19 protein-coding genes and 1 riboswitch are annotated in these 22,245 nt (G+C 68.5%); of the genes, 1 reads left to right on the plus strand and 18 read right to left on the minus strand.

Annotated elements, in window-relative coordinates; all coding sequences use genetic code 11:
• Positions 1-170: 170 nt before the first annotated feature.
• From ACV4UX_RS04995 to ACV4UX_RS05010, 4 genes are all read right to left on the minus strand, one after another.
• A complete protein-coding gene (locus ACV4UX_RS04995; protein WP_491592220.1) occupies positions 171-884 on the minus strand; it encodes a superoxide dismutase in 714 nt (237 codons plus the stop codon).
• 106 nt (positions 885-990) lie between these two features.
• A complete protein-coding gene (metW, locus tag ACV4UX_RS05000) occupies positions 991-1,590 on the minus strand; it encodes a methionine biosynthesis protein MetW (RefSeq protein WP_491592246.1) in 600 nt (199 codons plus the stop codon).
• Positions 1,590-2,780, minus strand: a complete 1,191-nt coding sequence (metX, locus tag ACV4UX_RS05005) for a homoserine O-acetyltransferase MetX (protein ID WP_491592221.1) — start codon at positions 2,778-2,780, stop codon at positions 1,590-1,592. The genes metW and metX overlap by 1 nt, the downstream gene beginning before the upstream one ends.
• A gap of 13 nt (positions 2,781-2,793) precedes the next feature.
• Positions 2,794-3,159 (minus strand): Hpt domain-containing protein, encoded by a 366-nt coding sequence (locus ACV4UX_RS05010; protein ID WP_491592222.1) that lies wholly within the window; start codon positions 3,157-3,159, stop codon positions 2,794-2,796.
• Between the two features lie 165 nt (positions 3,160-3,324).
• On the opposite strand from ACV4UX_RS05010, the gene ilvD reads away from it, so the two are divergent.
• The gene (ilvD, locus tag ACV4UX_RS05015; RefSeq protein ID WP_491592223.1) at positions 3,325-4,989 is read left to right on the plus strand and encodes a dihydroxy-acid dehydratase; all 1,665 of its coding nucleotides are present in this window, start codon (positions 3,325-3,327) and stop codon (positions 4,987-4,989) included.
• A gap of 108 nt (positions 4,990-5,097) precedes the next feature.
• Here ilvD and fliS read toward each other — a convergent pair whose 3' ends face one another.
• The 14 genes from fliS to lepA form a co-directional block, all read right to left on the minus strand.
• Positions 5,098-5,607 (minus strand): flagellar export chaperone FliS, encoded by a 510-nt coding sequence (gene fliS / locus ACV4UX_RS05020; RefSeq protein ID WP_491592224.1) that lies wholly within the window; start codon positions 5,605-5,607, stop codon positions 5,098-5,100.
• Between the two features lie 19 nt (positions 5,608-5,626).
• Entirely contained in the window at positions 5,627-7,309 is a 1,683-nt protein-coding gene (gene fliD, locus ACV4UX_RS05025) for a flagellar filament capping protein FliD (protein WP_491592225.1), read from the minus strand.
• A 205-nt stretch (positions 7,310-7,514) separates the two neighbouring features.
• A complete protein-coding gene (locus tag ACV4UX_RS05030; RefSeq protein ID WP_491592226.1) occupies positions 7,515-8,405 on the minus strand; it encodes a flagellin N-terminal helical domain-containing protein in 891 nt (296 codons plus the stop codon).
• A 225-nt stretch (positions 8,406-8,630) separates the two neighbouring features.
• Positions 8,631-9,521 carry a flagellin N-terminal helical domain-containing protein gene (locus tag ACV4UX_RS05035; protein WP_491592227.1) on the minus strand — a complete coding sequence of 297 codons (891 nt, stop codon included), beginning with the start codon at positions 9,519-9,521 and terminating at the stop codon, positions 8,631-8,633.
• A gap of 216 nt (positions 9,522-9,737) precedes the next feature.
• Positions 9,738-10,436 (minus strand): precorrin-2 C(20)-methyltransferase, encoded by a 699-nt coding sequence (cobI, locus tag ACV4UX_RS05040; RefSeq protein WP_491592228.1) that lies wholly within the window; start codon positions 10,434-10,436, stop codon positions 9,738-9,740.
• The gene (locus ACV4UX_RS05045) at positions 10,433-11,317 is read right to left on the minus strand and encodes an ABC transporter substrate-binding protein (RefSeq protein WP_491592229.1); all 885 of its coding nucleotides are present in this window, start codon (positions 11,315-11,317) and stop codon (positions 10,433-10,435) included. The genes cobI and ACV4UX_RS05045 overlap by 4 nt, the downstream gene beginning before the upstream one ends.
• Positions 11,314-12,087: an ABC transporter ATP-binding protein gene (locus ACV4UX_RS05050; RefSeq protein ID WP_491592230.1), complete on the minus strand. Its 774-nt coding sequence runs from the start codon at positions 12,085-12,087 to the stop codon at positions 11,314-11,316. The genes ACV4UX_RS05045 and ACV4UX_RS05050 overlap by 4 nt, the downstream gene beginning before the upstream one ends.
• Positions 12,080-13,087, minus strand: coding sequence for a FecCD family ABC transporter permease (locus tag ACV4UX_RS05055; RefSeq protein WP_491592231.1), 1,008 nt, complete (start codon positions 13,085-13,087; stop codon positions 12,080-12,082). Before ACV4UX_RS05055 ends, ACV4UX_RS05050 begins: the two co-directional genes overlap by 8 nt.
• A 120-nt stretch (positions 13,088-13,207) precedes the next feature.
• Positions 13,208-14,110 (minus strand): sirohydrochlorin cobaltochelatase, encoded by a 903-nt coding sequence (locus tag ACV4UX_RS05060; RefSeq protein ID WP_491592232.1) that lies wholly within the window; start codon positions 14,108-14,110, stop codon positions 13,208-13,210.
• A gap of 136 nt (positions 14,111-14,246) precedes the next feature.
• Positions 14,247-14,433: riboswitch (cobalamin riboswitch) on the minus strand.
• A 67-nt stretch (positions 14,434-14,500) separates the two neighbouring features.
• Positions 14,501-15,832, minus strand: a complete 1,332-nt coding sequence (locus ACV4UX_RS05065) for a YibE/F family protein (protein WP_491592233.1) — start codon at positions 15,830-15,832, stop codon at positions 14,501-14,503.
• A gap of 203 nt (positions 15,833-16,035) precedes the next feature.
• Positions 16,036-17,613: an alkaline phosphatase gene (locus ACV4UX_RS05070; RefSeq protein WP_491592234.1), complete on the minus strand. Its 1,578-nt coding sequence runs from the start codon at positions 17,611-17,613 to the stop codon at positions 16,036-16,038.
• 214 nt (positions 17,614-17,827) lie between these two features.
• Positions 17,828-19,360 (minus strand): YifB family Mg chelatase-like AAA ATPase, encoded by a 1,533-nt coding sequence (locus tag ACV4UX_RS05075; protein WP_491592235.1) that lies wholly within the window; start codon positions 19,358-19,360, stop codon positions 17,828-17,830.
• 210 nt (positions 19,361-19,570) lie between these two features.
• On the minus strand, positions 19,571-20,176 hold the full coding sequence (lepB, locus tag ACV4UX_RS05080; RefSeq protein WP_491592236.1) for a signal peptidase I: 606 nt from the start codon (positions 20,174-20,176) through the stop codon (positions 19,571-19,573).
• Positions 20,177-20,288: 112 nt separating this feature from the next.
• Positions 20,289-22,091 carry a translation elongation factor 4 gene (gene lepA / locus ACV4UX_RS05085; protein ID WP_491592237.1) on the minus strand — a complete coding sequence of 601 codons (1,803 nt, stop codon included), beginning with the start codon at positions 22,089-22,091 and terminating at the stop codon, positions 20,289-20,291.
• Positions 22,092-22,245: the final 154 nt, after the last annotated feature.

The raw sequence follows: 22,245 nt of genomic DNA on the forward strand, positions 1-22,245 counted from the left end.
ATTGATTTTAATTTTGAAAAACATTTCATGTTTTTCAAAATCACGACACTAGCCGGTGTCGGCGCATACACCTTGGCCGCCATCTTACCGTAGCCCCCTTTCAACGCCGTCCGCGCCCCTCGCCGGGGAGGGCTGGTGGCGCGGCGTCCCGCGATGCGGGGCGCTGGCGGCTATCCGAGGTTCTTGGCCACGAAGTCCCAGTTGACGAGCTTGTCGAGGAACTCCTTCACATAGTCGGCGCGGCGGTTCTGGTAGTCCAGGTAGTAGGCGTGCTCCCAGACGTCCACGGTGAGCAGGGGTTTCTGGTTGTTGACGAGGGGGTTCATGGCGTTGGGCGTCTTGACCACCTTGAGCGTGCCGCCGTCGTCCACGAGCCAGGCCCAGCCGCTGGCGAACTGGGTCATGGCGGCCTCGGAGAAGGCCTTCCTGAATTCGTCGAGCCCCCCGAAGGCGGCCTTGAGGGCGTCGGCGAGCTTGCCCGCGGGCGCGCCGCCTCCGCCCTTCTTCATGCAGGAGAAGTAGAAGGTGTGGTTCCAGGCCTGTGCGGAGTTGTTGAAGAGGCCCACGCTGGCTGCGTCCTTGGAGGCGTCCAGGAAGACGCGCTCCAGGGTGAGCCCGGCGGTGGGCTTGCCTTCCAGGGCCTTGTTCATGTTGTCGTAGTAGGCCTTGGCGTGCTTGCCGTAGTGGAAGGAGAGGGTACGGGCGCTGATGACGGGTTCCAGGGCGTCTTCGGGGTAGGGAAGTGCCGGGAAGGGGAACACGGCGGCTCCTTGGGCGCTGGCCGCGCCCGGGAAGAGGGTTGCGGCGGCGGCCGTGGCGGCCGTGGCGGCGGCCAGGGCGTTGAACTGCCTGCGGGTGAGGAGTCCGTTGTCTTCGGGAGTCATGGGGGCTCCTTTGGGCCTGGTGTGGGATGGCCGTGGGGCTTCCAGGCCTGAGGGTATCTGACCGCCTCGGGGAGCGGTGTCAAGAGGGCCGGGGACGGGGGCGTGATCAGGAGCGGGCGAGGAGGAAGATGCCGTAGGTGGCGCGCAGGTTGGGCAGCAGGCGCAGGACGAGCCCGCCCCGGGAGGCCGGATCGGTCTTGACGGCCACGGCTTCGAGGATGGTGAAGCCGAAGCGGTTGCAGAAGCGGTGGAAGTCCCGGAAGGTAATGACGCGGATGTTGGGGGTGTCGTGCCAGTCGTAGGGCAGCTCGGGGGTGACGGGGGCGTGGCCCTGGAAGAAGAGCTGGCAGCGGTTGCGCCAGTGGGCGAAGTTGGGGAAGCTGACCACGGCGCGCTTGCCCACGCGAAGCATCTGGCGGATGAGGTCGAGAGGTTCCGCCACCTGCTGGAGGGTCTGGGAGAGCACGACGAAGTCGAAGGCGTTGTCCGGGTAGTCGCGCACTTCGTCGGCCATGTCGCCCTGGAGGATGGAGACGCCCCGGCTGATGCCGGTCGCGGCCTTCTCCTCGTCCTGCTCCACGCCGAAGCCCTGCACGCCCTTGGCGTCGTGGAGGTGCTGGAGCAGTTCGCCCTGGCCGCAGCCCAGGTCGAGCACCTTGGACCCGGGGGCGATCCAGGAGGCCACGAGGTCGAGGTCGTAGCGGATCACGGGAGGCCCCGCCGGAGGTCGCGCCCGAGGTCGCGGCGCGTGCGTTCGAGGTGTCCGGCGATGAGCCCCGAGAGGCGCGGGCTGTCCAGGAGGAAGGCGTCGTGCCCCCACTGGGCCTCGATCTCGCAGAAGCTCACGTCGCGTCCGGCGCGCTTGAGGGCCTGGACCAGCTCGCGGGACTGGTAGGTGGGGTAGAGCCAGTCGGAACTGAAGGAGACCACCAGGAAGCGGGTGTCGCCCCGGGAGAAGGCCTTGGTGAGGGAGCCCTGGCCGTGGGTCGCGCCCAGGTCGAAGTAGTCGGCGGCGCGGGTGATGTAGAGGAAGCTGTTGGCGTCGAAGCGCTCCACGAACTTGCGGCCCTGGTAGCGCAGGTAGGATTCCACCTGGAAGTCGGCGTCGAAGCTGAAGGAGAAGTCGGCGCGGTCCTGGAGCCCGCGTCCGAACTTGTGGCGCATGGCCTCGTCGGAGAGGTAGGTGATGTGGCCGATCATGCGGGCCACGGCCAGGCCGTGGGCGGGTTTGGGGCCGTGGTAGTAGTCGCCGCCGTTCCAGTCTGGGTCGGCCACGATGGCCTGGCGGGCCACCTCGTGGAAGGCGATGTGCAGGGCGGAGTGCTTGGCGGCGGTGGCCAGGGCGATGGCGGAGACCACGGTCTCGGGGTAGCGGGCGGCCCATTCGAGCACCTGCATGCCGCCCATGGAGCCCCCAACGGCGGCGAGCACGCGCCTGACGCCCAGGTGGTCCAGCAGGGCCTTCTGGGCGCGGACCATGTCGCCGATGGTGAGCACGGGAAAGGTCAGCCCCCAGGGCTTGCCGGTCTCGGGGTTGAGGCTGGCGGGCCCGGTGGAGCCCATGCAGCCGCCGAGCACGTTGGAGCAGATCACGAAGTGCCGGCTGGTGTCGATGCCCTTGCCCGGGCCGATCATCACCTCCCACCAGCCGGGCTTGGGGTCGGCCCCGTGGTAGACGCCCGCCGCGTGGGAGTCTCCCGTGAGGGCGTGGCAGACGAGCACGGCGTTGGCGCCGTCGGGGTCGAGGGTTCCGCAGGTCTCGTAGGCCAGGGTGACGGGGCCGATGGCCGCGCCGCTCTCCAGGACGAAGGGTTCGTCCTGGGCGAAGGTGAAGAAGCGTTTCTCCACCGGCCCAACGCTGGGGCCGCCGGGGGAGTGGTCGGCGTATTCGCTCATGGACCGTTTGTTCTCACAGGCAGTGGGGCGAGTCCAGGGCCTGGGCCATGGCCTGGGAGAGTTCCTCCTGCAGGGCGCGGCAGGCCGGGAGATCCCGGGCGCGGGCGGCGGCCTCCAGTTCGGAGGCGGCGCGGGCCACCACCGGGGCGCAGACCACGGCGGCCATGCCCTTGAGGGTGTGGGAGAGGCTGGCGGCGGCATCGAGGTCCTGCCCGTCCAGGGCCTGGGCGATGGCTGCGAGGTCCGCCGGGCCGTTGGTCCTGAAAAGGGCGAGCAACTCGGGGAGGCAGTCCTCAATGTCCGCGAACCGGCTGGCGCGCGCCTCCAGATCGAAGGGCGGGCACGTTCCGCAGCGGGTGGGAGACAGGCTTTCGTCCATTGTTCCGTGGCCTTGCCGGGTGCTCCGGCGTGCAGTGGCGCTCACTGATAGGAAAGCCTCTTTTTCCACAAGCCGTTTCGAATTTCAAGGCCATGCCCGGCGCGGCTGGTGACAGGCCCCCCGCTTTGCGGCTATGCCACGGGGATTCCAGCACGAGGTGCAGCCATGCGAAGCAAGCTCATGACCGGCGGGGTCGAGAAGGCCCCCCACCGCTCCCTTCTCCACGCCCTGGGCCTTACCCGCGAGGAGATCGACCGGCCCCTGGTGGGCGTGGTCAACTCCGCCAACGAGATCGTCCCCGGGCACATCCACCTGGACACCATCGCCACGGCCGTGAAGGCCGGGGTACGCTCGGCCGGAGGCACGCCGCTCGAATTCCCGGTGATCGGGGTCTGCGACGGCCTGGCCATGAACCACGCGGGCATGCGCTTCTCGCTGCCCTCGCGCGAGATCATCGCCGATTCCATCGAGATCATGGCCACGGCGCACCCCTTCGACGCCCTGGTGTTCATCCCCAACTGCGACAAGACCGTGCCCGCCATGCTCATGGCCATGCTGCGTCTGGACATCCCCTCCATCCTGGTCTCGGGCGGCCCCATGCTGGCCGGGGCCTCGGCGGGCGGCCCCGTGGACCTCATCAGCGTCTTCGAGGCCGTGGGCCGCGTGCGCCGGGGCGAGATGGACGAGGCCCAGCTGGCCGACCTGGAGCTCAAGGCCTGCCCCGGCTGCGGCTCCTGCTCGGGCATGTTCACGGCCAACTCCATGAACTGCCTCTCGGAGTCCATCGGCCTGGCCCTGCCCGGCAACGGCACCATCCCCGCCGTGACCGCAGAGCGCGTGCGCCTGGCCAAGACCGCCGGGGCGCGCGTGATGGAGCTTCTAAGGAACAACGTGACGCCCCGCAAGATCGTCACCTCCGCCGCCGTGGCCAACGCCGTGACCATGGACATGGCCCTCGGCTGCTCCACCAACACCGTGCTCCATCTGCCCGCCATCTTCGCCGAGGCGGGCCTGGACCTCACCCTGGACATCTTCGACGCCGTGAGCGCGCGCACCCCCAACCTCTGCAAGCTCTCCCCGGCCGGGCGCCACCACATCGAAGACCTGCACCGCGCCGGCGGCATCCCGGCCGTGATGAACGCCCTGGCCAAACGCGGGCTCATCGACACCTCCGCGCTCACCGTCACGGGGGCCACCGTGGCCGAGAACCTCAAGGCCCTCGCCCCCGACATCCGCGACCCCGACGTGATCCGCGACGCCGCCCCCTATTCGGAACAGGGCGGCATCGCGGTGCTCAAGGGCTCGCTGGCTCCCGAGGGCGCGGTGGTGAAGCAGTCGGCCGTGGCCCCGGAGATGATGCGCCGCACCCTCACCGCCCGCTGCTTCGACTCGGAAGAAGAAGCCTACAAGGCCATCCTGGCAGGGGAGATCGTGCCCGGTCTGGCCGTGATCATCCGCTACGAAGGCCCGCAGGGCGGCCCGGGCATGCGCGAGATGCTCTCGCCCACGGCGGCCATCATGGGCATGGGCCTGGGCTCGGACGTGGCGCTCATCACCGACGGGCGCTTCTCGGGCGGCACGCGCGGCCCGGCCATCGGCCACGTCTCCCCCGAGGCGGCCGAGGGCGGCCCCATCGGCCTGGCGCGCGACGGGGACGTGGTGGAGATCGACATCCCCGCCCGCAGGATGGACCTCATGGTCTCCGAGGAGGAGCTTGCGGCGCGCCGCGCGGCCTTCAAGCCCGTGGAAAAGCCCCTGCCCTCGGGACTCTTGCGCCGCTACGCGCGCAGCGTGAAGTCTGCCGCCCACGGCGCGGCCTACAAGGACTAGCGCCCTGCCGCCCACGGCGCGACCACGACAAACCGCCACAGACAACAACGCAAAAGCCCGGCGCGCCGATGGCGCGCCGGGCCTTCCGCTTCCGCGTGCACTTGCGGGCTATCCGGCCTTTTTGGCCTGAGAATAGGCCGAGAAGGCCTTGTTCATGGAGGCGCCCAGCGAGGGCGCGGCCACGGCGGTCTGGCTGGAGAGCGGCACGGGGCCGCGCGAGGTCTGCACCGGAGCGGGAGCCTTGGGCGCGAACTCGGGGGTGTTGATCTGGGCGAAGGCGTCCCGGATGCCCGTGAGGACGCCGATCACCTCGTCCACGAGCTTCTGGTCCATGCGCATGTTGGCCATGAGCAGCTTGGTGGAGCACAACAGGTAGAGCTTGCGAAGGTTCTCCGCCAGTTCGCCGCCCTTCTGGGGGTTGAGGCTGCCCTGAAGCTCCGCGAGCACGTCCAGGGCCTTGGAGATCAGGATGCCCTTCTTGGCGTAGTCCTTGGCCTCCATGCGCTCCTTGGCCTGTCGCAGGAACTTGAGCGCTCCGTCGAAGAGCATGATGAGCAGGTCCCCCTGGGTGGTGGTGGTCACCTGCGTCTGGAAATATGCTTGCGTCGCCTTGTACATGATGCGTCTCTCCTTGCGCCTATGCCTTGGAAATCTGCGAGATCTGGCTGGAGAGCTGCCCCTGGATCTGGCTGTACTGGCCCAGGAGAGCGTCCAGCCGGGCGAACCGGTTGCGCATGTGCGTTTCCATGGCGGAGATGCGTCTGTTCTCGCTGTCGATCTTCTTCTGGATGTTGTCTGAGATGGTCACGTAGTTCTTCTGGAGGATGTTCAACGGCCCCGTGTCGGCGTTGGTCAGGTCGGCCAGTTCGTCCACCAGTTCCGGGGCCTTGCCCAGGCGCAGGTAGACGTTGTGGCTGTAGGAGCCGTTGGTGAGGTCGTTGACGCGCACCACCATACCGGCCTCGTCCTGCCCCGCCGCGCCGGTGATGGTGGCGGAGTTGGAGGAGAAGCTGGCCGCGTGGCCGTTGATGGTGGCCGAGGTGATCTTGCCGCCGGCAACGGTGTACTGCACGTTGTACTCGCCGGCCTTGGTGATGCCCTGGATGTAGGACGAATAGCTGATCTGTGCCGAGTCGGTGTCGCCCGAGTACTGTGCGGCGAAGATTTTCCCCACGGCCAGCGGGTCGGCCTCCAAGGCTTCCTTGAACTCTTCCTCGTCCAGGATGATCTGGCCGAAGGTGGCGGAGCCCTCCACGGAGTCCGTGGACAGCCCGAGCGGCGAAAGAGAAGTGTAGCGGTCCGTGGCGCTGTTGAAGCCGATGCCGGGCGCGGCGGTGATGTTCTGCATGATCGTGCCGATGATCTGCAGGCCGTAGTTGCCCGTGAGGATGGACCCCTCCTTGGTGGTGGAGTCGAATTTGGTGAGGTCGCGCACTTGTTTGCGAACGGTGTTCACCTGGTTCACGAAGGTGCGCACGTTCTCCAGAACGGCGTCTTCGTCCGTGCCCACGGTGAGCGTGCCCGCCCCGGAATTCTTGAGCGAGAGGGAGATGCCCGTCACCACGTCGCTGATGGTGTTGCTGGCGCGCGAGATCCAGGCGTTGGAGAGCGGCCAGTTGTTGATCTTGATTTGGGCGTCCTGGTTGGTCTGGGTGGTTCTGAAGGAAGCGTTGCTGAATCCCGGCAGGGTGGAGCTGGATGCCACCACAAGAGATGCCGAAGCGCCCGTATCGAGTCCGCGCAGCTGCATGTAATACTTCGTTCCGTCGAAGAGCACGCTCGCACGCACGCCGTTGTTGGAAGGGTTGGCGTTGATGATGGCTGCGAGGTCGTTGATGCTGGCGCTGGCGGGAACGGCGTTTGAAACGGTGACGCCCTTGTAGGTGTAGTTGAAGCTCACCGCAGTCGCCTGCGAGTTGATGTCTTCCGTATTGGTATTGTATCCTGTCCCAGTCACCATCATCTTGTTTTGCGCCAGCTGCTTCACCGTGTAGGTGTACGTGCCGGACTCGGCCTCGCCGCCCGCCGTGGCCGTGAGAACGGAACTGTCCGTGGAGTCGGCGGACTTCTTGAGGAACTCGTTCACGGTGTCCATGCCCTGCAGCGTGGTGCGCAGGGAGAGCATCTTGGAATTGAGATCCTTGAAGGCCGTGTTCTTGGTCAGCCAGGACTTCTGCCAGGTCTGGTAGGTCTTTACGCGGCCCTGCTCCACCTCCACCAGCTTCTTGATGAGGGTGTCGAAGTCCGTGCCGCTGCCCAGGCCCGCGAAATAGACCTGACCTGATGTGCTCGTTCCCGACGTGGCGTCGCCGATTGCCATGGCCGCACCCCTAGGTAAATTTTTCCCGGGCTTTCGCCGTGACCGGAAGCTAGCAAGCTTCGCGCCGTGCCCGGACATCCGGGCCGTGAAGCCGGGGGTGCGGCTTCGCGTGCATCGCGCGGCCCGCGCCGCGAGGCCTTCCAAGCTGAAACGGCCGGGCCTCGCGGCCCGGCCGTTGGGTTCCCCTCTCCTTCCTGGTTCCCGGCTAGCCGAGGAGCTGCATGGCCATCTTCGGCAGGCTGTTTGCCTGCGAGAGCATGGCGATGGCGGACTGGGTGAGGATCTGCGAGCGGACGAAGCTCGTCATTTCCTCGGCCACGTCCACGTCGGAGATCTGCGACTCGGCGGCCTGGAGGTTCTCAGCCTGGATCTGCAGGTTCTGCACGGTGTTCTCCAGGCGGTTCTGCAGCGCGCCCAGGTTGGCGCGGATCTTGTCCTTGGAGATGATGGCCGTGTTCAGCTGCTCCAGGGCCTTCTGCGCCAGCTCCTGGGTGGAGATGGAGCGGCCTTCCGAGCTGCTAGCCGCGCCGATGCCCACGCCCAGGGCCGAGGCCGTGGAGTTGTTGATCTGGACGTAGTAGTAGTCTTCCGCCGAAAGGTTGCCGGTGCCGAAGTGCACCTTCAACTTGCCCGTGGCCACCAGCCCGGCCCCGGAGTGGGTCGAGCCCGAGAGGTTGCCGTTGAGCAGGTAGATGCCGTTGAAGTCGGTGGCGTTGGCGATACGGGTGATTTCCGAGGCCATGGCCTGGTACTCGGAGTCGATGATCAGGCGCTGGTCCGAGGTGTAGGTGCCCGTGGCGGCCTGGGTCGCCAGCTCCTTCATGCGGATGAGCTTTTCGTCGATGACGCCCAGCGCGCCGTCGGCGGTCTGGATCATCGAGATGGCGTCGTTGGCGTTGCGCACGCCCTGGTTGAGGGAGGCGATGTCCGAGCGCATGAGTTCGCGCACGGCCAGGCCGGCGGCGTCGTCGGCCGCGGTGCCCACGCGAAGGCCGGACGACAGGCGGCGGGTGGAGACGCCCAGTTCGGAGTACGACTGGGACAGGTTCCGGGCCGCGTTCATTGCCATCAAGTTGTGGTTGATAACGAGAGACATGGCGATTCCTCCGTGAATGTGGGTGGCATCCTTGCCTCGGCGCAACCGGGACCTTCCCGTTCGTCCGGGACCCTGCCCCGGCCGTGGCGCGCCGCCTTTGACCCTCTTATCGTCCGGTTTCCGATATCCCTTTAGGCCTTTTCGGCCACTGCGCGAAAAACGGAGAAGGCCGGCCCGGCATCGCCGGACCGGCCTCCAAGTGCGGAAGGCTGGCCGCCCTCCGGGCTAGCCGAGGAGCTGCATGGCCATCTTCGGCAGGCTGTTGGCCTGCGAGAGCATGGCGATGGCGGACTGGGTGAGGATCTGCGAGCGGACGAAGCTCGTCATTTCCTCGGCCACGTCCACGTCGGAGATCTGCGACTCGGCGGCCTGGAGGTTCTCAGCCTGGATCTGCAGGTTCTGCACGGTGTTCTCCAGGCGGTTCTGCAGCGCGCCCAGGTTGGCGCGGATCTTGTCCTTGGAGATGATGGCCGTGTTCAGCTGCTCCAGGGCCTTCTGCGCCAGCTCCTGGGTGGAGATGGAGCGGCCTTCCGAGCTGCTAGCCGCGCCGATGCCCACGCCCAGGGCCGAGGCCGTGGAGTTGTTGATCTGGACGTAGTAGTAGTCTTCCGCCGAAAGGTTGCCGGTGCCGAAGTGCACCTTCAACTTGCCCGTGGCCACCAGCCCGGCCCCGGAGTGGGTCGAGCCCGAGAGGTTGCCGTTGAGCAGGTAGATGCCGTTGAAGTCGGTGGCGTTGGCGATACGGGTGATTTCCGAGGCCATGGCCTGGTACTCGGAGTCGATGATCAGGCGCTGGTCCGAGGTGTAGGTGCCCGTGGCGGCCTGGGTCGCCAGCTCCTTCATGCGGATGAGCTTTTCGTCGATGACGCCCAGCGCGCCGTCGGCGGTCTGGATCATCGAGATGGCGTCGTTGGCGTTGCGCACGCCCTGGTTGAGGGAGGCGATGTCCGAGCGCATGAGTTCGCGCACGGCCAGGCCGGCGGCGTCGTCGGCCGCGGTGCCCACGCGCAGGCCAGAGGACAGGCGGCGGGTGGAGACGCCCAGGTCCGAGTAGGACTGGGACAGGTTCCGGGCCGCGTTCATTGCCATCAAGTTGTGGTTGATTACGAGCGACATGACGATTCCTCCTTGAATGTCAGTGGCATCCTTGCCTCGGCGCCGCTTCTCCCCTCCCCCCGGACGGGCCGCCTGCGCGTATTCGGCCTTTCTGACGTACTTATCGTTTGCTCCCGGAAAATCTTTAGGTGCTCCTTGAGCTTTGAGCCGCCAAACAAATGGCCGGCCGCCTCTCTACAGAGGCAACCGGCCAAAATGATTGTATTTTATTTTGTCCTATTTTTTCACGATGATCAGCGAAAAATAGGGCGGCTGGTCCTCGGGAGGCAGCCCTTCGTGCACGCGCTGGCCCTCGAGCCCCACGCGGCTCACCAGCACGGCGCGGTCCTCCAGGCCCATGGAGCACAGGAGCGCGCGCAGCCGGGGATAGCTGCGGTAGGCCTTGAGGATCACCGCCGTGTCGCAGGCCTCGATGGCCGCGCGCAGCCTGGCCTCCGAGTCCACGCCCGAGAGCACGGCCAGGCTCTGGTCCGATTCGGCCAGCCCAACCCCGGCGGCAGCGGCGGCCGCCATCACGGAGCTCACCCCGGGGGCGACCTCCACGATCGCCCGGGGGTCCATTTCGCGCATGGTGCGCCAGAGGTAGAGGAACGTGGAGTAGGTCATGGGGTCGCCCAGGGTGATGAAGGCCGCATCGCGCCCGGTATCCAGGAAGTCCAGCACGCGCCGGGCGTTGGCCTGCCAGGCCTGCTCCAGGGCGTCCTGGTCGCGGGTCATGGGAAAGCCCAGAAGCTCCACGGGGGTCCCCGGGGGCAGGTGTTCCGAGGCGATGGACAGGGCCAGGGAGTGGTCGTTGCGCGTGGACGAGGCCGCGAAGACCACGCCCGAGCGCCTGAGCGCCTTCACGGCCTTGAGGGTGAGCAGGTCCGGGTCTCCGGGGCCGACGCCCACCGCGTGGAGCACGCCCCGGCTCATGACCCGCCTCCCTGCCGCACGCGCTCGGGATAGAGCGCGGCGGCCACGGCGCGCACCCCTTCCAGCAGGCGCGGCGTGGGGCGCGACACCAGCGCCTCGTCCACCAGCACCACCCGGCCCTCGCGCACGGCCTTGAGGCTGGACAGCCCCGGCGTGTCGCGGATTTCGGGCTCGCTCACCGGGTTCATGGGGCCTTTCTGCGCCAGGTAGACTTCCAGGGAGTCGCCCAGGGCCACCACGCGCTCCAGCCCGAAGTGGGCGATGTTGGACCCCGCCACGGGCTGGGCGTCCCCGGCCAGGTTAACGCCCCCGGCGCTCTCCAGCACGAAGGCGGCCAGGGAGTCCGGGCTCACGGTCTTCATCTGGCGGTGGATGGCCTCGAAGAACACCCCCTTGCGCCTGTGCGGGGCGATGCCGGCGGCCTGTTCGCGCAGGAGGATCAGCTCTTCATCGAAGCGACGGGCCATTGCGCGGGCCTCCCGTTCGCGCCCGGCAAGGCGGCCAAGCTCCAGCCAGTAGGGGACCAGCTCCGCGAGGGTGGCGGGCTGCAGGCAGACCACGCGCGCGCCCAGGCGCTCCAACTGCTCCAGGAGCCCGGGCTGGGTGTTGCGGTGCATGGGCCGGGCCAGCACGATGTCCGGGCGCAGGGCCATGATGGCCTCCGCGCCGTCGCGCGCGCCCACCACGGGCACGTCGCCCAGGGGTTCGCTCACGCCGGCCAGCAGCCCGGCAGCTCCCATGGCGGCCAGGTTCTCGGCGTGGGCCGCATACAGGCTCACGATGCGCGGGGAAGCCTGCGCGAAGGCCCTGGGCAAAACCAACGCCAGCAGCAAGGCCGCCAGCGGAATGGCCGCCGGAAAGGCGGCGAAACGGCGACTCATCGATCCTCCAGAAACAGGATGTGCCCGTCCGAGACGCGGCAGCGCACGCCGAACACCCGGGCCACGAGGCCGGGCTCCAGCACGCGCGAGGTGGGGCCATACGCCGCAACGCGCCCGGCATCAAGCGCCAGCGCGAGGGGGCAGTACATGGCCGCCAGGTTGAGGTCGTGCAGCACCACGGCCACAGCCGCCCCGGCCTGGGCGCGACGGCGCAGGGCGGCCATGGCCAGGAAGGCGTGGCGGATGTCCAGCCCCGCCGTGGGCTCGTCCAGGAGCAGCGCCCGCGCCCCGCCGGACTGCGGGGAGGCCCCGGCCTGGGCCAGGGTCCGCGCCAGGGAGGCCCTGCGCCGCTCGCCGCCCGAAAGCTCCGTGACCGGTCTGTGCGCGAGATGCGCGAGGTCCGTTTCCTGCAGCACCGCGCGGGCCAGGGCCAGGTCTTCGGCCCCGGGCTCCCCGAAGCGGCCCGTCCAGGGATGGCGGCCCAGGAGCGCGGATTCCAGCACGGTGAACCCGAAGCGTCCGTCCTCGTGCTGGGGGCAATAGGCCACCTGGCGGGCCGCCTCGCGCCGGGGGAGACCCGCCACGGGCCGCCCTTCCAGGAGCGCCTCGCCGCCGCAGGGCCGCGCGAGGCCCGCCAGGGCGCGCAAGAGCGTGGACTTGCCCGCGCCGTTGGGCCCCACCACGGCCAGGAAATCACCGGGGGCCAGGCGCAGGTCCACGGACTCCAGGCGCCCGCCCCGGTCCACGCGCAGGCCTTTCGCCTCAAGCACGGCCGCGCCCCCGCACGAAGAGGAAGAAGAAGTACGGACCGCCCAGGAGCGCCGTGATCACGCCCACGGGGGCCTCGTGGGGCAGAAGCGTGCGCGAGGCCGTGTCCGCCCCCAGCACCAGGAGCATCCCGGCCAGGGTGGAGAGCGGCAGGAGCCTGGCGTGGCCCGGCCCCACGGCCAGACGCACCGTGTGCGGGGCCATGAGCCCCACGAAGCCCACGATGCCCGACACCGCCACCGAACAGGCCGTGAGCGCACCGGCCGCGCAAAGAAGCGCCAGGCGCACGCGGGAGGCGTCCACGCCCAGGGCGCGGGCCTGCTCGTCGCCCAGGCAGAGGGCGTCGAGGTCTCGCGCCAGCCACAGGGCGGCGGGCAACCCCGCGCAGAGCCCGGCCCAGGCCACTCCGGCCTCGGCCCAGGTGCGCGAGCTGAGCCCCCCCAGGAGCCAGAACACCAGCCCGGCCACGTTCTCCCCGGCCGCGAACTTCACGAACCCGATGCACGCCTGGAGCGTGGCTGCGGCCATCACGCCCGCCAGCACAAGGGTGACGGAGTCGAACCCTCCCCCGGCGCGGGACATGGCCAGCACCACCGCCAGGGCCAGGGCCGACCCCGCCAGGGCACACACCGGAACCGAGAGCGGCCCCAGGGCCGTGAAGCCCAGGAGCAGGCAGAGGCAGCCCCCCAGCGCTCCGCCCGCCGAAACCCCCAGCGTGTAGGAGTCGGCCAGCGGATTGCGCAGCACCCCCTGGAAGAGCGCCCCCGAAAGGGCCAGGGAACCCCCCACCGCCAGGGCCGTGAGGATGCGCGGCAGGCGCACCTCCCAGACCAGGGCGCGCGAGACCTCCGGCACGCCCTCCAGCCACTCCGGCCGCCCGGCCAGCCTGGCCGCCAGGATGCGGGCCGCGTCCCACGCGGGAACGTCCACGGCCCCGGCCCCCGCCGCCAGGAGCACCAGGGACGCCAACGCGGCGAGAAGGATCAGGGCTGTGCGGGACATGGGCGTGTCGGCCTCGGGGTTGTCCGGGGAGGGGCGGCCCTCCCCGGGAGTTCGTGGCGGATTCGACCGGGACGCCCGCAACAGGGGCGCGCTCCGGGCGTCAGGCCCGTGGCGTGCGCCCTAGCGCAGGCGCTCCAGGGCCTGCCGGGCGTGGTCGATCCAGACGGCGGCCAGGGCGTCGGCGTCGGCCGTGCCCTTGAGCACGGGCACGGCCTCAATCCCCGCGCGGGCCAGCGCGGACTTCCAGGAGTCGTCCTCGTCGCCCGCCATGTCGTTGCGGGCGTGGTCTCCGGCCACGGCCAACAGCGGCAGGAGCCAGACTTTTTTCACGCCGCGCTCCTTGAGGGCGGCCAGCACGTCCTCCCGGGAGGGAACGCCCTCCACCGTGCCCACGAAGGCCAGGGGGTCGGCTTTCCAGAGGCTCCATTGCAGGCCGGGGTAGTAGATGTTGGCAGGGTGCTTCGTGCCGTGGCCCAGGAAGACCAGGGCCTCCCCGGGCTTGCGCCCGCCGGGGGCCATGGCAGCCAGCGCCCGGGCGGTTTTTTCCACGTCGTCGGCCGTGGCCAGCAGCGGCCAGCCCGTCACCACCTTCTCCATGCCCTTGGGCATGCCGGAAAAGGCCCGCGCCGTTTCGGAGAGGGCGTGGAACTCCTCGCCCGGGATGGTCTGGAGCGACTGCACCACCACCTTGGTGAAGCCCTCGTCCGCCATTTTGGCCAGGGCCTCCGCCGGGGAGTCGAACTTCACGGGTTTCTTGCCCTCGGCCAGCTTGTGGCGCACGATGGCCGACGTGTAGCACAGGCGGATTTCCACGCCGGGGAAGGCGGTCTCGAACTTCTTCAGCAGGTTCCTGTAGGCCAGGTCGGCCTTGGGGACCGTGGTGCCGAAAGCCGCAAGGAGGATGCCGACGCGCTCGGGTTTCGGCCCGCCATGGGCCAGGGCCGCCTGGGGCGCGAGGGTCAGGAGGAAGAGGCACAGGGCCAGGGCCGCCGCGCGGCGCGGTTGATGGACGAAAGACTGCATGAGACTGCTCCCTTGGAGCTTGGCTGTTGCCGGGGCGCGCAAAAAGGCCGCCTTCCGTCCCATAAAGGGAGCGGGAGGCGGCCCGTATTCGCCCTCCGGAGCATCCGCGCGCGGCAATAGCCCGTCGCCGTGCGGGAACCTGAGACAGGGTCCGGGCAGGTCTTCCGACTCGTTCCATCCGCCCCGGCCTTCCCGGGCTTCACCCAGTGGCGCGCGAAAGGGCGGATTGCAAACGGAACTCACGGCGGCGGGGACCGCTCCCGATTTCCACGGGATTCCCTATTCTCCCCCAGGATGGGGGCACCCGGACCTGTCCACGCTATCCCCGGCGGCGGGAGAAAGTCAACTCGCGCTCTTGCGGCCCCGGCGCGACGCCTCCAGGGCAGGCTCTCAGCCCTCGCCCCGCGCCGGGGCGTGCGCCCCTTTGCGTCCGCCCAGGAGCCAGGCCCCCGTGAGGGCCGTGAAGGGGGCCACCAGCACCAGGCCGAAGCTGCCCACCAGGGTGCTCAGCACTTCGGCGGCCACGTGGTTCATGTTGAAAACGTTGGCCATGGGCACTCCCTGGGCCATGAACACCATCAGGAGCGCCATGGACCCGCCCGAGTAGGCCAGCAGGAGCGTGGTGGTCATGGTGCCCACCACCACGCGCCCCACGCGCATCCCTGAGGCGCACAGCCTCCAGTAGCCCAGCCCCGGATGGTGCAGGGCCACCTCGCGCATGCTGGCGGCCACGTCCATGGCCAGGTCCATCACCGCCCCCGAGGAGCCCAGGAACACCGTGGACAGGAAGATGCGCGTGAGGTCCAGATGGGGGTAGCCCGAGTAGAAGAGCGTCTCGGCGTAGGCCTTCACCGAGCCGTGCAGGGCGAAGGCCCCCGAGAAGCCCAGAGCCATGGCGCACGTGGCGGCCACGCCCAGGAGCGACCCCAGGTAGGCCGCCAGGGCCGTGCGGTTGAGCCCGCCCACCAGGAAGAGCACCGAGGCCATGAGCAAGGAAAGCACGGCCAGGGTGACGAAGATGGGGTCGTGGTCCGTGAGGAAGAGCGGCACAAGAATCTTCCAGATGGCCAGCGCCGCGAAGGCGAAGCTCAGGAGCGCCTTCACCCCCGTCCAACCCGCGTAGGCCGCCAGCAACAGGGCGAAGAGCCCCAGGAGCCAGAGCTGCACGTCCAGGCGGTAGTGGTCCTGGGCGACGGCCCCCACGATCTCCCCTCCGCGTACGGTGAGGGCCACCAGGGCCTTGTCCCCGGGCTTGAACTGACGGTCCAGTTCCAGCTTGCCCAGGAAGAGGTTGTCGGCCCAGACCCTGCGCCCCTCGAAGGGGCCTTCCAGCACCTGGGCCTCGACGCGCTGGTCACCTTCCAGGACCACGCCGTACTGTCGCAGATTGCTGTTGTCGGTTGAGATCACGCGGGCCTTCACGGCCAGGGTCCCGGTGGGCAGGCGGTTCTCGAACCCCGTGGGCGCAAGGGCCAGGGCCAGCACGAGCAGCGCGAAGACGCAGACGAGGACCGCGTCTCGGCGGCGTTCGGGCGCGATGCTCGTCGGCGCCGGTTCCTGGGGTCCGGGCGCGTGGTGCGCCGCAAACGGGCCTCGGGCGGCGCCCGAAGCCCCCTGGTGGAGCGTTTTCCGTGCGGGTTCGGGCTGCGCGGCCTGCGGAGGGCTCAACGAGTCGGCCGGGGCCGGAGAATCAGTCGATGGGCCGTTTTGCGTGGGGTTCATGGTGCGCCAGGAGGGGCGCGCCCCGCTGGAGCGCGCCCCCGGAGTGGAGGGTGTCGAAGGCCCCGGCCGGTCGGTGCGAGACCGGACCGGGCGAGACTAGTGTTGCGTCCTCAAAATCCGTCCATACAGACTCTTGAGGCAATCACTTAAAATCATTGCTTTTTAATTTTGAAACACATTTCATGTTTTTCAAAATCGCGACATTAGTTGGCGGCCAGCTGCACGGCTGGGTCGATCACGCGCATGAGACGCCGGGCCAGCTCCGTGTTGTCGTAGTAGCCCTCGAAGAGGCGTTCGCCCGCACCGCGCGCCGAGGTCATCACGGGCATGCCGGTGTGGGAGTAGGTGGTCCAGGCCAGGCCGGCCTTGGAGTCCAGGATGCGGGTGAGCGTCACGGTGAGGGGTTCGTAGTCGCCGTAGCGCAGGTATTCGGCGGGGTCCTTGGACTTGACGGTCTCGCCCGCCATGGAGCGCTTGAAGGCGTCCTGCACCAGGGCCACCTCGAAGGGTTTGAGGTGCATGCCGTAGGGGTCGGCCGGGGAGGTGTTGTTCTCGTCGGGGACCGGGGACTTCTTCATGGCCTCCAGGTCCTCTGCGACGGGAACCACCAGACCGAAGCCCTCGCGGATGAGGGGCGCGGCGGCCTCCAGGGTGGCCTTGTCGCCGGGGTGGTCCTTGCGGAACTGGCGCAGTCGCTCGTCGAAGGCCTGGAAGGAGAGCTTCTGGTGCTTCAGATACTGGTAGTAGTTGCCGTACTTGGTGCCCGCGAAGCCCAGGGCCATGCCGCCGCACTCGTGGTCGCCGGTGACCACGATGAGCGTCTCCTCGGGATGGCGCGCGGCGAACTCCACGGCGGCGGCGACGGCCTGGTCCAGGGCCAGGGTGTCCTGGATGGATGCCGCGGCGTCGTTGGCGTGGCAGGCCCAGTCCACCTTGCCGCCCTCCACCATCAGGAAGAAGCCGTTGGGGTTGTCCAGCAGCTCGATGCCCTTGGCCGTGAACTGGGCCAGGGAGAACTCGCGGGAGGGATCGGCGTCGATGGCGTAGGGCAGGGCCTTGTCGGCGTCCAGCACGGGGTTGAGGGCCACCACCTTGTCCTGCCCCTTGGCCAGGGCCTTCAGGCCCTCCAGGGTGTTCGCCACGGTGTAGCCCTTGGCCTTGAACTCCTCGAAGAGATTCGCCTTGGGGCCTTCCGCCTTGGACTTCTTGCCCTCGGGGTCCTTGAAGCCGCCGCCCGCGAAGTAGTTGAAGCCCGAGGCCGGGGCGGCGAGGCCGATCTCGTAATAGTCGTTGCGGCTGGGGCGGTGGGCGTAGAAACAGGCGGGGGTTGCGTGGTCCAGGGAGACCGAGGAGACGATGCCCACCTTCATGCCCTTGTCGCGGGCCATCTCGGCCAGGGTCTTCACGGGCTTGCGCTCGCCGTCCACGCCGATGGCCCCGTTGTAGCTCTTCACGCCGGAGGCCAGCGCCGTGCCGGCCGCCCCGGAATCGGTGATGACGGAGTTGAGCGAGTGGGTGGTGGTGGCCCCGTGCACGGGGAAGCCGTTCATGACCAGCTTGACCAGCCCGGGACGCTCCATGCCCTGGGCGGCGGCCAGGTAGTATTCGGCGGCGGTGCGCTGGGCCTGGGCCAGGCCGTCGCCGATGAACAGGAACACGTACCTGGCGGGTTTGACGGTCGAGGGCTCCTGGGCGGCCCGGGCCTGGGCGGCAAAGGCCAGGGCCAGGAGAAGCCACAGGAGCAATGTGGCGCGGCGGACGACGGAACGGGCGCGGATCATGGGATGCCTCCGGGTGGGGTGTCGGGTTCAGCCCCCCTTCTCCACACGCGGTGCGTTACGGCCTCTTGCCGCCCCGGCGTCTTTTTCCGCAGGACGCCCGTTCCGCTCAAGGCCCTCGCGGGCCGTTCCCAGCGGAAGACAATGTGTATGACGTTGCGGGCTACATTTTGCAGTCAGCGCGTCGGTCGAGGCCTGCGGCCGGGCCGCTCCGGACTCAGGCCTTGCGGTCCAGGCTGCGGTAGTTGATGGCCTCGGCCAGGTGCTCCACGCGGATGTCCGGGGACTGGTCCAGGTCCGCGATGGTGCGGGCCATGCGCAGGATGCGCGTGTGCGCCCGGGCCGAGAGGCCCAGGCGGTCGTTGGCCAGCTCCAGGAAGCGATGGCCCTCCTCGCCCACGGGGCAGAACACGCCCAGGGCCTTGCCCGAGAGCTCGGAGTTGGTGCGAAGCCGCGTGCCCTTGAAGCGCCCGGCCTGCACGGAGCGCGCACCCTGCACCCGGGCGCGCATGGAGGCCGAGTCCACCCGGCCCGCCTCGGCCTTGAGGTCCTTGTAGGGCACGGCGGGCACCTCCACCTGGAGGTCGATGCGGTCCAGGAGCGGCCCCGAGAGCTTGGAGAGGTAGCCGCGCACCTTGGCCCCGGTGCAGGTGCAGTCGTGCCGGTCGTCGCCCCGGAAGCCGCACGGGCAGGGGTTCATGGCCGCCACGAGCATGAATTCGGCCGGATAGGTGAGGCTCACGGCGGCGCGGGCGATGGTCACGCGGCCGTCCTCGATGGGCTGGCGCAGCACCTCCAGCACGCTCTTCTTGAACTCCGGCAGCTCGTCCAGGAAGAGCACGCCCCGGTGGGCCATGGACACCTCCCCCGGCCGGGGGATGCCGCCCCCGCCGATGAGCCCGGCGTCCGATATCGTGTGGTGCGGCGAGCGGAACGGCCTGCGCGTGATGAGCGTGCCGCCCCGGGCCAGCTCCCCGGCAACCGAGTAGACCCGCGTCACCTCCAGGGCCTCGTCGAACGAGAGGGGCGGCAGCACCGTGGGGATGCGCTTGGCCAGCATGGTCTTGCCCGAGCCCGGCGGCCCCATGAAGAGCAGGTTGTGGCCCCCTGCGGCGGCGATCTCGATGGCGCGCTTGGCGTGCTCCTGGCCTTTCACCTCGGAGAAGTCCAGGGGGAAGGGGCCGTGGTCGTGCTCCAGGGCGGCCTCGTCGAAGGCCGTGGGGGCGATGGTCTCCTCGCCCGCCAGGAAGCGCACGGCCTGGTCCAGGGTTTCCACGGCGAACACGTCCAGGCCCTTGGCCACGCAGGCCTCCTGGGCGTTGGCCGCAGGGACCAGGAGGCCCCGCGCGCCCTGGCGTCGGGCCAGGTCGGCCAGGGGGAGGACGCCCGGCACGGGCTTCACCTCTCCGGTCAGGGAGAGCTCGCCCGCGAAGTAGTAGCCCGCGAGGGATTCGGCGGGCAGCGCGTCGGCGGCGGCCAGCAGCCCCAGGGCCAGGGGGAGGTCGTAGCCGGAGCCCTCCTTGCGAACGTCGGCGGGGGCCAGGTTCACGGTGATGCGCGAGGGCGGCAGGCGGTAGCCCCGGTTCTTGAGGGCCGCGAAGACGCGCTCCTTGCTTTCGCGCACCGCGCCCTCGGCCAGGCCCACCATGGTGAAGGAGGGCATGCCCTGGCGGGCCAGGTCGGCTTCGAGCACCACGGGGTGGGCCTCCACCCCGGCCAGGGCGGCGGTCAGGGCGCGGGAAAGTGCCAAGGGAACCTCCGGAAGGGCCGTACGAGACGGCGCAAGACGCTGCGGCTGACGCGATGCATCATAGGCGTTTTCCCACGGCGAATCCAGAGGGGCCTTGAAGGGGACACGCGCAGCAAGGGGCATGCGCAGCCCTCGCGGACGGCCACGAAAAAACGCCCCGCCTCTTTGTCGAGGCGGGGCGTCCGATGTGCCGTCCCTGGGACTGCCGGACTACTTGATGATGGAGCCGATCCGGTTCCAGCGCACGTCCAGGGGGCCGCCCCAGGACCAGTAGATCACCCAGGCCTTGCCCCGGATGTATTCGCGGGGCACGAAGCGCTTGTCTTCCTTCCAGAAGCGCGAGTCCTGGGAGTGGTCGCGGTTGTCGCCCAGCATGAAGTACTGCCCCTCGGGCACCTTCACCGGGCCGAAGTTGGGGCGGCCGAAGCCGTGGGGGTCGATGCGCTTGTAGGGCTCGTCCACCTTCTCGCCGTTGCGGTAGAGCACGTTGTCCTTGAGCGCGATGGTGTCGCCGGGCACGCCGATCACCCGCTTGATGTAGTCGAGCGAGCGGTCCTCGGGGAACTCGAAGACGATCACGTCGCCGTGCTGGGGGTCGCCCGTTTTCAGGAGCGACTTCTCCATGAAGGGCAGCTTGATGTCGTAGGAGAACTTGCTCACCAGCAGATGGTCGCCCACCAGCAGGGTGTCCAGCATGGACTCCGAGGGGATCTTGAAGGCCTGGATGATGAACGTGCGGATGATCAGCGCCAGAATGAGCGCCACCGCCAGGGCTTCCACGTATTCTTTCAGCAACTTCTGCCAGCGAGGGTTCATTGTTCTTCCTTGTTGAGGGAGATGGGGCTTCGCCCCATACCCCACCAGGGCTCTGCCCTGGACCCGCCAGGGGGAATGATTCCCCCTGGATCCCCCAATGGGGGATGCGGGGTTAGTCTCCGGCTTTCAGGGCTGCCAGGAAGGCCTCCTGGGGCAGCTCCACGTTGCCCATGCGCTTCATGCGCCGCTTGCCTTCCTTCTGCTTCTCCAGGAGCTTGCGCTTGCGGGTGATGTCGCCGCCGTAGCACTTGGCGATCACGTCCTTGCGCAAGGGGGCCACGCGCTCGCGCGCGATCACCTTGGCGCCGATGGCCGCCTGGATCACCACCTCGAACATCTGGCGCGGGATGACCTTTTTCAGCTTCAGCGCCACGTCGCGGCCAAGGTAGTAGGCCTTGTCGCGGTGCACGATCACGGCCAGGGCGTCCACGGGGTCGCCGTTGAGCAGGATGTCGAGCTTCACCAGGTCCGAGGCGCGGTAGTCGATGAGCTCATAATCCAGCGAGGCGTAGCCGCGCGTGCCGGATTTGAGCCTGTCGAAGAAGTCGTAGACGATCTCCGCGAAGGGCAGCTCGTAGGTGATGATCACCCGGGTGGCCGTGAGGTACTTGATGTCCTTCTGGATGCCGCGCTTCTCCTCGCAGAGCTTGAAGACGTTGCCCACGTACTCGTTGGGCACGTGGATCTCCACGCGGGCGAAGGGCTCGTAGAGAGCGGCCGTGTCCTGCTGCTTGGGCAGCTTGGAGGGGTTGTCGATGGAGAAGGTGGTGCCGTCGTGGCGCTCCACCTTGTAGACCACCGACGGGGCCGTGGCGATGAGCTCCACCTGGAACTCGCGCTCCAGGCGCTCCTGCACGATCTCCATGTGCAGAAGGCCCAGGAAGCCGCAGCGGTAGCCGAAGCCCAGGGCCTGGGAGGTCTCGGGCTCGAAGGTGAAGGCCGCGTCGTTGAGCTGGAGCTTCTCCAGGGCGTTCTTGAGCTGCTCGTAATCGTTGGCGTCCACAGGATAGAGCCCGCAGAAGACCATGGGCTTCACTTCCTTGAAGCCCGGCAGGGGCTCCTTGGAAGGATTGGCGGCCGTGGTGATGGTGTCGCCCACGCGGGCCTCGTTCAAGTCCTTGATGGCCCCGCAGAGGAAGCCCACCTCGCCGGGGCCGAAGTCCTGCACGTCCTGTGGGCCGGGGGAGAACACGCCCAGGCGCGTCACCTCGAACTCGGCCCCGGTGGAGAACATGCGCAGCTTCTGGCCCGTGCGCATGGTTCCGTCCACCACGCGGAAGAGCACCACCACGCCCTGGTAGGAGTCGTACCAGGAGTCGAAGATCAGGGCCTTGAGCGGGGCCTCGCGGTCGCCCTTGGGCGGCGGCAGGCGCTTGACGATGGCCTCCAGCACCAGGTCGACGCCCAGGCCCGTCTTGGCCGAGACGTTCATGGCCTCGGAGGTGTCCAGGCCGATGCCCTCCTCAATCTCCTGCTTCACCCGGTCGGGGTCGGCGGACTGGAGATCGATCTTGTTGAGCACGGGGATGATCTCGAGGTCGTTGTCCAGGGCCAGGAAGACGTTGGCCAGGGTCTGGGCCTCCACGCCCTGGGTGGCGTCCACCACCAGGAGCGCGCCCTCGCAGGCGGCCAGGGAGCGCGAGACCTCGTAGGAGAAGTCCACGTGGCCGGGCGTGTCGATGAGGTTGAGCACGTAGTCCGTGCCGTCGGCGGCGCGGTAGGGGATGCGCACGGTCTGCGCCTTGATGGTGATGCCGCGCTCGCGCTCCAGGTCCATCTTGTCCAGATATTGTTCGCGCATCTCCCGCTGGGTGATGACCTTGGTCACCTCCAGGATGCGGTCGGCCAGGGTGGACTTCCCGTGGTCGATGTGTGCGATGATGCTGAAGTTCCTGATACGCGTAGTGTCTACCATTTTGTACCTGCTGACTCGTGTGCGAAGGTCCCTTAAAAGATGGCGGGGGGAAGGTCAATGACGGCGGCCCCGCGCGGGGGCTTCGGCGCAAAAAAATCCCGCGCCGTCGAGCCATTGGCCCGGCGCACTTGCAAAAAATCCTTCACCTGCTACC

This window comes from Fundidesulfovibrio sp. (assembly GCF_058402725.1).